At 66.3% G+C, this 13391-nt stretch carries 11 protein-coding genes and 1 tRNA gene; 5 read left to right on the top strand and 7 right to left on the bottom strand.

Going from position 1 to position 13391, the window contains the following annotated elements; genetic code table 11:
* Positions 1-90: 90 nt before the first annotated feature.
* Entirely contained in the window at positions 91-912 is an 822-nt protein-coding gene (dapD, locus tag J0J06_RS15770; protein ID WP_294043659.1) for a 2,3,4,5-tetrahydropyridine-2,6-dicarboxylate N-succinyltransferase, read from the bottom strand.
* The gene (locus J0J06_RS15775; protein ID WP_294043660.1) at positions 909-1574 is read right to left on the bottom strand and encodes a pyrimidine 5'-nucleotidase; all 666 of its coding nucleotides are present in this window, start codon (positions 1572-1574) and stop codon (positions 909-911) included. The genes dapD and J0J06_RS15775 overlap by 4 nt, the downstream gene beginning before the upstream one ends.
* Positions 1575-1694: 120 nt before the next feature.
* Between J0J06_RS15775 and J0J06_RS15780 the strand changes: the two genes are divergently transcribed.
* Positions 1695-4043, top strand: coding sequence for a S8 family peptidase (locus tag J0J06_RS15780; protein ID WP_294043661.1), 2349 nt, complete (start codon positions 1695-1697; stop codon positions 4041-4043).
* Between the two features lie 37 nt (positions 4044-4080).
* A complete protein-coding gene (locus J0J06_RS15785; protein WP_294043662.1) occupies positions 4081-5079 on the top strand; it encodes an LLM class flavin-dependent oxidoreductase in 999 nt (332 codons plus the stop codon).
* Here J0J06_RS15785 and J0J06_RS15790 read toward each other — a convergent pair.
* The 4 genes from J0J06_RS15790 to J0J06_RS15805 all read right to left on the bottom strand — a co-directional run bounded on the left by J0J06_RS15790 (position 5076) and on the right by J0J06_RS15805 (position 8532).
* Complete coding sequence (locus J0J06_RS15790) at positions 5076-5966, bottom strand: diacylglycerol kinase family protein (protein ID WP_294043663.1); 891 nt, start codon at positions 5964-5966, stop codon at positions 5076-5078. The two genes, J0J06_RS15785 and J0J06_RS15790, sit on opposite strands and share 4 nt — an antisense overlap.
* 1 nt (position 5967) lies before the next feature.
* On the bottom strand, positions 5968-7380 hold the full coding sequence (locus tag J0J06_RS15795; protein ID WP_294043664.1) for an ATP-binding protein: 1413 nt from the start codon (positions 7378-7380) through the stop codon (positions 5968-5970).
* Between the two features lie 116 nt (positions 7381-7496).
* Complete coding sequence (locus J0J06_RS15800; protein ID WP_146572508.1) at positions 7497-8180, bottom strand: response regulator transcription factor; 684 nt, start codon at positions 8178-8180, stop codon at positions 7497-7499.
* Positions 8181-8217: 37 nt separating this feature from the next.
* A complete protein-coding gene (locus J0J06_RS15805) occupies positions 8218-8532 on the bottom strand; it encodes a hypothetical protein (RefSeq protein ID WP_294043665.1) in 315 nt (104 codons plus the stop codon).
* An 88-nt stretch (positions 8533-8620) separates the two neighbouring features.
* Here J0J06_RS15805 and J0J06_RS15810 point away from each other — a divergent pair, with 88 nt between their 5' ends.
* The 3 genes from J0J06_RS15810 to J0J06_RS15820 all read left to right on the top strand — a co-directional run bounded on the left by J0J06_RS15810 (position 8621) and on the right by J0J06_RS15820 (position 11872).
* Entirely contained in the window at positions 8621-10396 is a 1776-nt protein-coding gene (locus J0J06_RS15810) for an ATP-binding cassette domain-containing protein (protein WP_294043666.1), read from the top strand.
* 45 nt (positions 10397-10441) lie between these two features.
* Positions 10442-10515: transfer RNA gene (locus J0J06_RS15815), tRNA-Gly, on the top strand.
* Positions 10516-10570: 55 nt separating this feature from the next.
* Positions 10571-11872, top strand: coding sequence for an isoprenylcysteine carboxylmethyltransferase family protein (locus J0J06_RS15820; RefSeq protein WP_294043667.1), 1302 nt, complete (start codon positions 10571-10573; stop codon positions 11870-11872).
* 99 nt (positions 11873-11971) lie between these two features.
* Here the strand turns inward: J0J06_RS15820 and J0J06_RS15825 are convergent, their stop codons facing one another.
* Positions 11972-13345 (bottom strand): glutamate--cysteine ligase, encoded by a 1374-nt coding sequence (locus tag J0J06_RS15825; protein WP_294043668.1) that lies wholly within the window; start codon positions 13343-13345, stop codon positions 11972-11974.
* Positions 13346-13391 lie beyond the last annotated feature (46 nt).

The raw sequence follows: 13391 nt of genomic DNA on the forward strand, positions 1-13391 counted from the left end.
CCGCGAAAGCGGGGATCCATCTCCTACCGTTTCACCAAGCTGAACGGTTGGGAGATGGGCGCCCGCTTTCGCGGGGGTGACGGTTGAAAATCAGTCCCTCAGCAACTCGTTGATGCTCGTCTTCGCCCGCGTCTGGGCGTCGGCCCGCTTGATGATGACCGCGCAGTAGAGCCCGGGCTTGCCGTCCCCGCCGCCGATCGAGCCGGGCACGACCACCGCATAGGGCGGCACTTCTCCCATCGTCACTTCGCCGGTCGCGCGGTCGACGATCTTGGTCGATTTGCCGATGAACACGCCCATCGACAGCACCGCGCCCTCGCCGACGCGCACGCCCTCGACCACTTCGCTGCGCGCGCCGATGAAGCAATTGTCGCCGATCACCACCGGGTCGGCCTGCAGCGGTTCGAGCACGCCGCCGATCCCCGCGCCGCCCGACAGGTGGACGTTCCTGCCGATCTGCGCACAGCTCCCGACCGTCGCCCAGGTATCGACCATCGTGCCCTCGCCGACATAGGCGCCGATGTTAACGAAGCTGGGCATGACGATCGCGTTCCTGCCGATGAACGACCCGCGCCGCACGACCGCGCCGGGTACGATGCGAAATCCAGCTTCGCGGAAGCGGTTATCGCCCCAGCCGACGAACTTGGACGGCACCTTGTCGAACGCGGGCGCGCCAGCCGCGCCGCCGTCGATCACTTCGTTGTCGTTGAGCCGGAACGACAGCAGCACGGCCTTCTTCAGCCACTGATTGACCGTCCAGCCGTCGCCCGACGGCTCGGCCACGCGCGCCTCGCCCGAATTGAGCAGCGCCAGCGCCGCCTCGACCGCGTCGCGCACCGCGCCCGTGGTGGCGGTCGAAACGTTGGCGCGATCCTCCCACGCGGCGTCGATCGTCGCGGCCAAATCGGTCATGCTTCCTCCAATACCTCGTGCAACCAGAGCGTCACGTCGCGGGTCGCGAAATCGATGTGATCGCGCTCGGCGCTGTCGGCCTGTTCGGAGCCGTTGTCGACCCACAAGGTCGTCATGCCGATGTCTTTCGCGGGCTTCAGGTTGCGCGCCATGTCGTCGGCGAACAGCGATTCGTGCGGATCGAGGCCATAGGCGTCGCAGAGACTCCGATAGGCCGACGGTTCGGGCTTGGGCCGGTAATCGAGCGCGTGAACGTCATGGATCGCCTCGAAACTCTCCCTCAGCCCCAGCCTGGCGAGGATCTTGGTCGCATAGGCCTCGTCCGCGTTCGTGAAGATGATCTTGCGCCCCGGCAGCTTGGCAATCGCCGCGGCGAGCGGCGCGTTCTCCTCCAGCATGTCCATCTCGATGTCGTGGACGTCCGCCAGATACTCATGCGGATCGACGCCATGGTCGGCCATCAGCCCGGCGAGCGTCGTACCGCGCGTGTGGAAGTAATTCTTCTGAATACGATACGCCTCGCCGCGCTCCACCTGAAACAGCCGCGCGATATAGTCGGTGATGCGCCGGTCGACCTGCTCGAACAGCCGCGCGCCATGTGGATAGAGCGTGTTGTCGAGGTCGAAGACCCAGTTGCGGATCGAGGCCAAGCGCGGGAGCATGCGGGGGTGCCTCTACGCAGCGTGCCGCCGCCGAGCAAGACGCGCGACCCGGCGGCGATTTTAAGAACCCGTAAAGCAAACCTGATCCATGGTCCGTACCCGAAGGGGTTGGAAATCGTCATGACGATCGCGCGCGTACGGTTGTTGCAGTCGGCGGCACTCGCAATGTTCCTGGCAACCACCGCGTGCGGCGGCGGCGGCGGCGTCGCCAGCACCCCGACGCCAACCCCCGCGCCGGCTCCCTCGCCCACGCCGGTTCCGACGCCAACACCAACGCCAGCGCCGACTCCGACACCGACCCCGAGCAGCTTCGACACCAGCGAATATCGCGCGACGGTCGGCGCGGTCTCCGCCAATGCGCTGGTCGCCTATAACAACGGCGGCACCGGCAGCGGCATCAAGGTCGGCGTCATCGACTCGGGATTGGACATCGCCAGCGACCAGTTCACCGGGCGCGTCGACCCGGCCTCCGCCAACGTGGCAGGCGGCACCACCTATGACGATCAGGACGGCCACGGAACCGCCGTCTCCTTCACCATAGCTGGCGTCCGCAACGGCACGGGAACGCAAGGCATCGCGTTCGACGCGACGATCATCATGGCGCGCGCCGACACGCCGGGAACCTGCGCCAATACGACCGGCCCCGACGCCGGTTGCAGCTTCGACGACGTCAATATTGCCAAGGGTATCGACCTAGCCGTCAATGCCGGCGCGCGCGTCATCAACATGTCGCTGGGCGGCGATCCTCCGTCTGCCGCGCTGATCGCCGCGGTCGGCCGCGCGACGGCACGTGGCGTGATCATCGTCGTCTCCGCCGGCAATGACGGGGCGGCGACTCCCGACCCGTTCGGCGCGGGCATCGTCAACAGCGCCAGCGCGCGCAACCTGGTGATCATCGCCGGGTCGGTCGGCGCCAACAACAGCCGCACGCAAGGCGCGGATACGATCTCCACCTTCAGCGACCGCGCGGGCACCGGACCCGAAAATCAATTCTTCCTGACGGCAGTCGGGGAGAATGTCCGCGCGCCGTGCGACAATACGTCAGTCTGCCTGTGGTCCGGCACCTCATTCTCCGCGCCGCAGATCGCTGGGGCCGCCGCGTTGCTCGCCCAGGCTTTCCCGACACTGACGGGCACGCAGATCGTCCAGATCCTGCTGACCAGCGCGCGCGACGCCGGGACGACCGGCACCGATTCAATCTATGGGCGCGGCGTGCTCGACCTGACCAAGGCCTTTTCGCCGCTCGGCTCGACCTCGACCGCGACCGGCGCGCCGGTGTCGGACACGCTCAACGGCACGCTGTCCGCACCGATGGGCGATGCCCGAACAGGCACGCTTGGCGCGATCATCCTCGACGGATTCGACCGCGCCTTCGCGCTGGACTTCGCGCGCACGATCAACCGCACCGGGCCGCAGCGCACGCTCGCCGGCGTGCTGACGGGCAAGACGCGGACCAAGGCGTTGGATCGCGGTGCGATGAGCATCGCAGTCACCGTTGCACCTTTCCGGGGCGGGGGCGCGGTGCTGACCGGCCTGAACCTGAGTCCCGCCGATGCCGAACAGTCGCGGGCGGTCGCCGGCAGCATCGTGTCGCGGCTCGGCAGCAAGTCGAGCATCGCGATCGGCTTTGCGGAGGGCGGGCAAGGCTTGACCGCGCGGCTGGCGGGGCAGGACGCCCCCGCCTTCCTCGTCGCACGCGACCCGCTGACCAATCTTGGCTTCGACAGCCGGACCGGCAGCTCGATCGCGGTGCGCGAACAGGTCGGCCGCTGGGGCGTCACCGGCTCCGTCGAAAGCGGCGCGGCGTTGGTGCGCGGCGATCAGGAAGCGCTGCCCGGCGTCGCCTATCGCTATCGCCCCTTCAGCTACAGCCGCGTCGGCATGACGGTCGATCGGCGGTTCGGGCCGCTGGGCCTGTGGCTCGGCGCGAGCCGGCTGGCGGAGAGTGATACGTTGCTGGGCGCGAAGTTCAGTGCCGGTTTGGGCGCACCGCGCGCGACAAGCTGGTTCCTCGACGCGACCGCTCGGCTGGACGCGGGGAATGGCTGGTCGATCGGCGGTGCGTGGCGTCAGGGGTGGACCATCGCCGACCTGCGCTACGGCCTGGATGGCGGCGGCACGATCATGACCAACGCGTTCGACGCCGACGTCACCAAGCTTGGCGTGTTCGGCAAGACCGACCGCGCCGGTCTCCGCATCGCCCAGCCGCTACGCGTGTCCGACGGCGGTCTGAACCTAAACCTGCCGACCGCATGGAGCTATGTCGGGACGGTCGGGGTGTCGGATTATACGCGGCAATATTTCAACCTCGCCCCGACCGGGCGAGAGGTCGATGTCGAGTTCGCCTATGGCTGGACGCTATGGGGCGGAAGGGTGGAGTCGAATTTCTTCTATCGCCGCGATCCGGGCAATTTCGCAGCGCTCCCCGACGATTACGGCATGGCTTTGCGATACGGCGTGAAGTTCTGACGTTGCGGCCCGGCCGCGCGATCCCATATCGCGCGGCATGACCGCATTCTCCCTGCTCGATCTCGTCCCCGTCGTCGAAGGCGGCAGTGTCGCCCAGGCGCTGGCCAACGCCGCCGACATGGCTCACCACGCTGAAGCGACGGGCTATTCACGCTATTGGGTGGCCGAACATCACGGGATGGCGGGGATCGCAAGTTCGGCGACCGCGGTCGTCATCGCCCATGTCGGCGCGGCGACCAGCACGATCCGCGTCGGCGCTGGCGGGATCATGCTGCCCAACCACGCGCCGCTCGTCATCGCCGAGCAATTCGGCACGCTCGATGCCCTGTTTCCCGGTCGAATCGATCTCGGGCTCGGCCGCGCGCCGGGGAGCGACCAGCGCGTCGCGCAGGCGATCCGCCGTACGCTCGAAACCGATCCGAATGCCTTCCCGCGCGACGTGCTCGAACTGCAGAGCTATTTCGCCGATGACGGCCAGACCGGCATTCGCGCGACACCCGGCGCAGGCGCGAACCCCGAACTGTGGATTCTCGGCTCCAGCACGTTCGGCGCGCAGCTCGCCGCCATGCTCGGCTTGCCCTACGCTTTCGCCTCGCACTTCGCGCCCGACGCGCTCGACCAGGCGCTGGCGATCTACCGTCGTGATTTCCGCCCGTCCGCGGCGCTCGACAGGCCGTACGCGATGGCCGGGTTCAACGTCTTCGTGGCGGACACCGACGAGGAAGCGGAACTGCTCGCCAGCTCGCAGCAACAGGCGTTCGTCAGCTTGCGCACCGGCAACCCGCGCCAGCTTCCGCCGCCGGTCGTCGGCTATCGCGACAGCCTGCCGCCGCAACACGCCGCGATCCTTGACCATGTTTTGCAATGCTCGGCGGTCGGCACGGTGGATCGAGTCGCGCGCGGCCTCGCCGCGTTCGTCGAGCGCACCGGTGTCGACGAAGTCATGATCTCAAGTTCGATCTACGACGTCGCCGCGCGCAAGAAGAGCGTCGCGCTGGCGGCGGAGGCGATGCGCAGCCTCACGGTGCCGGCCTAGCCCGCCACCACCTTCAACGCCCCCCGCCTGACGCGGAATTCCAGCGGCGACTTAAGCCGCTGCACCTCGCCGTCGAGCGCGATCTCGATCGTCTTGCCGCTTGAGCGCACCGTCAGCGTTTCGCATTCGCCAAGCGCGACGAAATCCACGTCGCGCCGCGCGCGACCCACCAGCGTGCGCGCCGCGAACCAGATCAGCGACAGCCTGCTGCGATGCGATACGGCATAGACCGACAGCTTGCCGTCGGTCAGCGACGCCCGCTGTCCCAGTTCGCCAGCGTCGAGCGAATAGGTATTGTTGCCCACGAACAGCAATGGCGTGACGATCTCCCGCTCGCCCTCGCCCATATCGATCCGCAAGCGATGGTGCGGCAGGCGTTCGAGCGCCGCATAGGCCGCCGGGATCGTCGACAGCCATTTCGGCCAGCCTTTGTCGTCCTGCAGCCCTTCGCGCTCGCGCACCATCAGCGGGTATAGCCCGATCGACGCATTGTTGACGAATACCTTGCCGTTGACCTCTGCGACGTCGATCGCGGTCGCCTTGCCGGTCGCGGCGATCTTCGCGGCTTTCTTTAAGTCGTTCGGCAGGCCGAGGTCGCGCGCCAGATGATTGAGCGTGCCGAGCGGCAGCAGCCCGAGTTCGGCCTCGCTATCCATCAAGGCTGCTGCCGCGCACGAGACCGTGCCGTCACCGCCCGCGACGACGACGCGGCCCCGTTTCGCGGCTTTCCCGATCGCGTCGGCAATGTCCGCGCCGTCGAGCGGCTCGATCGCCACAGGCGCCCGGGCCGCGTCGAACGCCTCGGTCAGCTTTGGGACCAGGTCGTCGCCCATTTTCGACGCCGCACCGCCATTCTTGTTGACGATGACGGGAAGCTTCGCCGCCATGTCAGGCCGCCGCCGGGAGCCGCAGGCGGACGAGCAGTCCGCCCAGGTCTTCGCTTTCTTCGAGGCTCACGGTGCCCTCATAGATTTCCGCCACGTCACGCACGATCGCCAGGCCCAAGCCCGTCCCCGGCTTCCCCGTATCGAGCCGCACGCCCCGGTCGAAAATGCGGACGCGCTCCTCCTCGGGGATGCCCATGCCGTCATCCTCGATCTGGAATTCGACGAATCCGGCTTGGGCGGCGACCGTCACGAACACGCTGCCGCCGCCATACTTTGCGGCGTTTTCGATGAGATTTCCAAGCATTTCATCGAGATCCTGACGTTCGACATGAACCTGTAAATCCTTCGGCCCGTCGGCGTCGATACGGACGTTCGAGTAGAGCCGCGACACTGCGCGCTCGACCGATTCCAGGCTCGGCCAGACATCTGCGCGGCTGTGCGCCGATCCGCGCCGCCCGACCGCACGGGCGCGGGCGAGGTGGTGATCGACCTGGCGCCGCATCGTCCGCGCCTCACGCACCACCGTCTCGGCCAGATCGTCAGACTTGGCCGTCGCCGAGTTCATGATCACGGTCAGCGGCGTCTTGAGTGCGTGGGCGAGGTTCCCCGCGTGCCGCCGCGCTTCCTCGGCCTGACGGTCGTTATGCTCGATAAGCGCGTTCAACTCCTCCACCATCGGCGCGACCTCCGCTGGCATCGCGCCTTCGATCCGAGTTGCGAGGCCGCCGCGTAGCCGCGCGATCTCCGCACGGAGCCGCCGCAGCGGGCGCAGGCCGTACCAGGTCTGCAGCCCCGCCAGCACGATCAGCCCGAGCGCGAGCAGCAGGAAGCTGCGCACCAACGTCCGCCGGAGCGCGGCGATCTGCGCGTCCAGACCGTCACGGCTCTGCGCAACTTGGAACCGCCAGCGCACGTCCGACCCCGGCAGCTTGATGTCGCGCTCCAGCACGCGGAGCTTCTCGTCCTTGAACTGGTTGCTGTCATAGACATGCACTTCAAGGTCGGTGTGTGCGCTGCCATAGGCCAGCCGCCGGTCCCATAACGAGCGCGACGCCCAGGCCTCCTTGCCCGGCGCCGAGACTTGCCAATACAGTCCCGAATAAGGCTCGACGAACCGCTGATCAGCGGGCGGGCGATTGAAGATTACCTCGCCCTCCGGCCCGATCTCGGCCGATGTGAACAGCGAGGTCAGGACGTAATCGAGCTGGTCGTCGAAATTGCGCGTGACGGCGCTGGTCAGCACGCGATCGAGCGCGAACCCGCCGCCCGCCAGCAGCACGAGAATCCACAACGCCGCAATGACGATCATGCGCCGCCCGAGCGACCCCGTGACGCGCGTCGTCGGGATCGGGCGCGGCGCGTCCGCCGCGACGGCGGGAGTTAGCGTGCCGGTTAAAGGATCCTGTTCTGCCATTCCCTCATTCCGTCACCCCCGCGAAAGCGGGAACCCATCACCTGCGGCCCGATATTGAAGCAGCCGTAGGAGATGGGCCCCCGCTTTCGCGGGGGTGACGAGGAAAATTTGGCGCATCACTCGGTCGCGCGCGGCGGACCGTCCGGGTCGTCCAGGCTGTAGCCCAGCCCGCGGATCGTGGTGATGACGTCCTGCCCCAGTTTCTTGCGGATGCGCGTGACGAACACCTCGATCGTATTCGAATCGCGGTCGAAATCCTGATCGTAGATATGTTCGATCAGCTCGGTACGGCTGACGATCTTGCCCTTGTGGTGAAGCAGGTAGCTGAGCAGCTTGTATTCCTGTGCGGTCAGCTTCACCGGGTCGCCGGCCAGCGTAACCTTGCCGCTGCGCGTGTCGAGCCGCACGTCGCCCGCGATCAGTTCGCTCGACGCATTACCCGACGCGCGGCGGATCAGCGCGCGCAACCGCGCGATCAATTCCTCGGTCTGGAACGGCTTCGCGACATAGTCGTCGGCGCCGGCGTCGAGCCCCGCCACCTTGTCCGACCAGCTGTCGCGCGCGGTCAGCACCAGCACCGGGGTGGTCTTGCCCTGCTTGCGCCAGCGGTCGAGCACGGTCAGCCCGTCGATCTCCGGCAAGCCGAGGTCGAGCACGATCGCGTCATACGCCTCGGTCTCGCCGAGGAAGAGCCCTTCCTCGCCGTCGGTGGCGAGGTCGATCGCATAGCCCGCGCCTTCCAGCGTATTCTTGAGCTGCTGACCGAGGTTCGGCTCATCCTCGACGATCAGAACGCGCATATTGGTCCCCCAAATTCTCGAGAGCGGTTTGGACCGCTCAGTTGCCCGTGCGGCCGATGATCTGACCCGACCGGCCGTCGACCCGCACCCAGATGACCGTTCCATTGCGCAGGAACTTGAGCGTGTAAACGCCGCTGTCGAAATCGACCTCCGGCCCCAGATACTGTGCGCCCGCCATCGTCGGGATCACGCGGCGTTCGATTTCGGGCAGCGGCAGGATACGACCCTGCTTGCGCGCCTCGAACGCGCGGTCCTGGTCCCGGCGCTGCAGACACGGTTCGTCAACAGCCGGAATCACCGACGAGGACAGGGACAAAGCAAGCAACGCAAACATGAACATCGGGAATTGCATAGGCTGTGCGCCTTGAACAGCCTGTGAACGCACACGACAGCTGCCGACAAGGTTGCGCTGCCTTGCCGAGGCCCTAGATAGCCCCGCCATGGCCGCACCCGTATTAGCATATGAAGACCTCGGCCTCGTTCAGGGCGCGGGCTGGCTGTTCCGCCACCTCGACCTTTATATCGGGGAGCGCGATCGGCTCGCACTGATCGGGCGCAACGGCGCGGGCAAGACGACGCTGATGAAACTGATCGCAGGCGTGATCGATGCCGACGAAGGCCGGCGGACGATCGTGCCGGGCACCAAGGTGGTGCTGCTCGAACAGGATCCGAAGGTCGACGGCTTCGCGACGCTTTACGATTTCGTGCTGGCCGGCCCCGATGCCCCCCTGCCCCACGAAGCCGACGCGATCGCCGACCAGCTTGGGATCGATCTCTCGCGCGAGGCCAAATCCGCGTCGGGCGGCGAGCGTCGCCGCGCCGCCATCGTCCGCGCGCTCGCACAGGACCCCGACGTGCTACTGCTCGACGAGCCGACCAACCATCTCGACATCGCCGCGATCGAATGGCTCGAGGAATGGCTCAACCGGTTCACCGGCGCGTTCGTGGTGATCAGCCACGACCGCACGTTCCTGACGCGGCTGACCAGGCAGACCCTGTGGCTGGACCGCGGTGCGATCCGCCGGGCCGAGGTTGGCTATGGCGGGTTCGAGGCGTGGACCGAACAAGTCTATGCCGAGGAAGAGCGCAACGCCCAACGGCTCGACGCCAAGCTCAAGCTTGAGGAACATTGGCTGCAACGCGGCGTCACCGGGCGGCGGCGGCGCAACATGGGGCGGCTCGCGAAGCTCAAGGAAATGCGCGCCGAACGCGCTGCGATGCTCGGACCGCAGGGCGCGGCAAACCTCGTGACCGCCAGCGACGACACCAAGACCAAGGTGGTGATCGACGCGAAAGGCGTGTCGGTCGGGTTTGACGGACGCACGATCATTCGCAATCTCGATCTGCGCATTACGCGCGGCGACCGGATCGGCGTGGTCGGGCCGAATGGCGCGGGCAAGACGACACTGCTCCGTCTGCTGACCGGCGAACTTCAACCCGACGAGGGTGAGGTGAAGCTCGCCAAAACGCTCGACGGCGTCGTCATCGACCAGCAGCGCAAGCTGATGGCGCCGGACAAGCGCGTGCGCGATGTGCTGGCGGACGGCGGCGACTGGATCGAGGTGCTCGGCGTCAAGAAGCACATTCACGGCTATCTCAAGGAATTCCTGTTCGACCCCAATATGGTCGAGGCGCGCGTCGGCACCTTGTCGGGCGGTGAGCGGTCGCGGTTGCTGCTGGCGCGCGAATTCGCCCGCGCGTCGAACCTGCTGGTGCTCGACGAGCCGACCAACGACCTCGACCTCGAAACGCTCGACCTGCTGCAGGAAGTGATCGCGGAATATCAGGGCACGGTGCTGATCGTCAGCCACGACCGCGACTTCCTCGACCGCACCGTGACGCTGACATTGGGCCTCGACGGGTCGGGGACGGTCGACATCATCGCGGGCGGCTATGCCGACTGGGAAGCGCGGCGGCGGCCTAAGACGGAGAAGAAAGCCGCGTCCAAGCCCGCGCCGACGGCGCCGGAACGAACCAAGGCGGCAAAGCTCAGCTACAAGGACCAACGCGACTACGACCTGCTGCCAAAGCGGATCGAGGAGATCGAAGCCGCAATCGCCCGCGACGAGGAAGCGCTTCACGACCCCTCCCTCTACACCCGCGATCCCACGAAGTTCGCCGCGCTGACGGAGTCGATCGAAAAAGCGCGCGAGGAGAAAGACGCCGCGGAGATGCGCTGGCTCGTGCTGGCGGAACAGGTCGAGGCGTTGGGCTGATCGCGCTTGCGCCAATACAGCGGCTTCGGTATCGGCCCTAGGCGCGCGGGTGTAGCTCAATGGTAGAGCAGAAGCTTCCCAAGCTTACGACGAGGGTTCGATTCCCTTCACCCGCTCCAGCCTCCTGAACATCCTTCACGCCTTCCTTACCATTCCGCGCGTATCTCCACGCGCATGTATCACGACCCCGCCCTGGCGAGCGCTGCGAAGGCCGATCCGCGCCCCACATCCGCCGTTTCGACCGCGACCGGGATCGTCGGTCTCGTCGGCTTGCTCGTGTGGATCGGTATCGCGCGCTGGTTCGGGATGGACGGGCCCTACGCCGCACTCGTCAACGTCGCCGCGGCGGGGCTGCCGATGGTGCTGTGGTCGGTGCTGGTGGAAAAAGTCCATCGCAATCCGTCAACCGGGATCGATTGGGCCAATCCGAAGCCGTGGCGCGAGACGCTCGACCTGTCGATCACCAAGCTCGCCGGGCTGTGGCTGACCTGGGGCGGGATCGCGGCGACCTATGCGATCGGGCGCTTCTATTGGGAGGGCGGTTTCCGCTTCTCGATGTGGTGCTTCATGTGGGCGGCGCCGGTACTGTTCATGGCGTCGATCCCCTACACTTTGTGGCTCGATCGCCGCATGGTCGAGTCCAGGGACGGTTGCTACCATCTCGGCGCGTGGCTGATGGGACTCGACGGGCCGCGCGACAACGAAGCGATCTACAATCACTTGCGCAGCTGGGGCGTGAAGGCGTTCTTCACCGCCTTCATGCTGGCGATCGTACCGCCTGGCTTCGGCGATTTCGTCCGCGGCGACACCAGTCAGGTGCTGAGCAATCCGGTCGCGCTGGCCAACTGGCTGATCACCTTCATGTTCGTGATCGACGTGGCGTTCGCGACCGCGGGCTATCTGCTCGCATTGCGCCCGCTCGATTCGCATATCCGCACTGCTAATCCGTTCGCGGCGGGCTGGATGGCGGCGCTGATTTGCTATCCGCCCTTCGTGCTGATGGGCGATGGCGGGCCGCTCGATTATCATCCGGGCACGCGTGGCGAGGCGAGCTGGTCGCTGTGGTTCGCCGACCAGCCGGTGCTGCTGGCGGTGATCGGAAGCGTGCTGGTCGCGCTGACCGCGATCTACGCCTCGGCGACGGTGACCTTCGGCATCCGCTTCTCCAACCTGACGCACCGCGGCATCCTGACCAATGGCCCGTACGCGTTCAGCCGCCACCCGGCCTATCTGTCGAAGAACTTGTTCTGGATGATCTCGACCGTGCCATTCCTGACGACAGGGAGCTGGGTCGATGCCGTGCGTGCAACCGCGCTAATGGGGATTGTCGCGGGCATTTATTATTGGCGCGCCAAGACCGAGGAACGGCACCTCGGCATGGACCCCGCCTATCAGGAATATAGCGCGTGGATGGAGCGGAACGGACTCGTCCCACGCTTCTTCCAATGGCTGAAGGGCACAAAGACAGAGGCCTAAGCCTTCGTCACCCCGGACTTGTTCCGGGGTCCAACTCTCCCCAAACTATACCGCCAGCGGCACATGGGATGCCGGAACAAGTCCGGCAAGACGAAGTAGCTAGAAGCTCATCTCGCCATAGACACGACTGATGTCCCCGCCCCATTCGCCGTCGTAGCGGTCGAGCAAGACCTGCGCCGGGACCTTGCCGGTGCGCACCACTTCGCGAAGCGGTTCGAGGAAGCCGGTTTCGTTGCTCCCGCCCGCATCCATCCGCCCGCGCGCGGTTAGACCCGCGCTGGCTATGTCCAGCACCTCGCCGGCAATGTCGCGCAGCTTGCCGCCGCCCGGCAGCGGTGCGTCAAGCGCGAGTTCGGGCACCGCGTTCCGTAACGCCTCGCGGTCGGCCATCGACCAGCCCTTGACCAGGTCCCACGCCGCATCGAGCGCACCCTGATCGTAGAGCAACCCGACCCATAGCGCCGGCAGCGCGCAGATGCGACTCCACGGCCCGCCATCGGCGCCGCGCATTTCGAGGAAGGTCTTGAGCCGCACTTCGGGGAATGCAGTCGACAGGTGATCGGAGAAATCGTCGATCGTCGGCTTCTCACTGGGCAGGATCGACAATTCGCCCTTCAGGAAATCGCGGAAGCTCAGCCCCGACGCATCGAGATACTGGCCGTCGCGGTAGACGAAGTACATCGGCACATCGAGCGCATAGTCGGCGTAGCGCTCATACCCGAACCCGTCCTCGAACACGAACGGCAGCATCCCGGTGCGCGCCGGATCGGTATCGGACCAGATATGGCTGCGATACGACAGCATGCCGTTCGGCTTGCCCTCGGTGAACGGCGAGTTCGCGAACAGGGCCGTCGCAAGCGGCTGCAAGGCGAGGCCGACGCGGAACTTCTGCACCATGTCGGCCTCGGAAGCATAGTCGAGATTGACCTGGATCGTGCAGGTCCTGAGCATCATGTCGAGCCCGAGATTGCCGACCCGCGGCATGTGCCGCAGCATGATCGCATAGCGCCCCTTGGGCATGATCGGCAGTTCGGCGCGCGTCTTGTCGGGCCACATGCCCAACCCCAGGAAACCCAGGCCGAGCTTGTCGCCGACCGCCTTGACCTGCTCCAGGTGTCGTCCGGTCTCGGCGCAGGTCAAATGGAGGTTGTCGAGCGGCGCGCCCGACAGTTCGAACTGTCCCGCGGGCTCGAGGCTAATAGAACCGTCCGCGCCCGACATGGCGATGACCTTGCCGTTCTCCTCGACCGGCTTCCAGCCAAACTCGGTCAGGCCGTTGAGCAAGTCGCGGATGCCGCCCGGCTCGTCCCACGCCGGCGCGCGATGATCCTCGGTGCGATAGACGAACTTCTCATGCTCGGTGCCGATCCGCCAGCGCTCGGCCGGCTTTTCGCCACCGGCGAAGAAATCGATCAGTTGCTGACGGTCCTCGATGACCGCTGATTTGGTGGCCGAAACGGTCTTCGTCGTCATGGCGGCGCTTTAGCGGGCGGGTCGCGCCCGCGCCAGTATCTCGTAT

Source organism: Sphingomonas sp., assembly GCF_017304615.1.
Taxonomy (GTDB): Bacteria; Pseudomonadota; Alphaproteobacteria; order Sphingomonadales; family Sphingomonadaceae; genus Sphingomonas.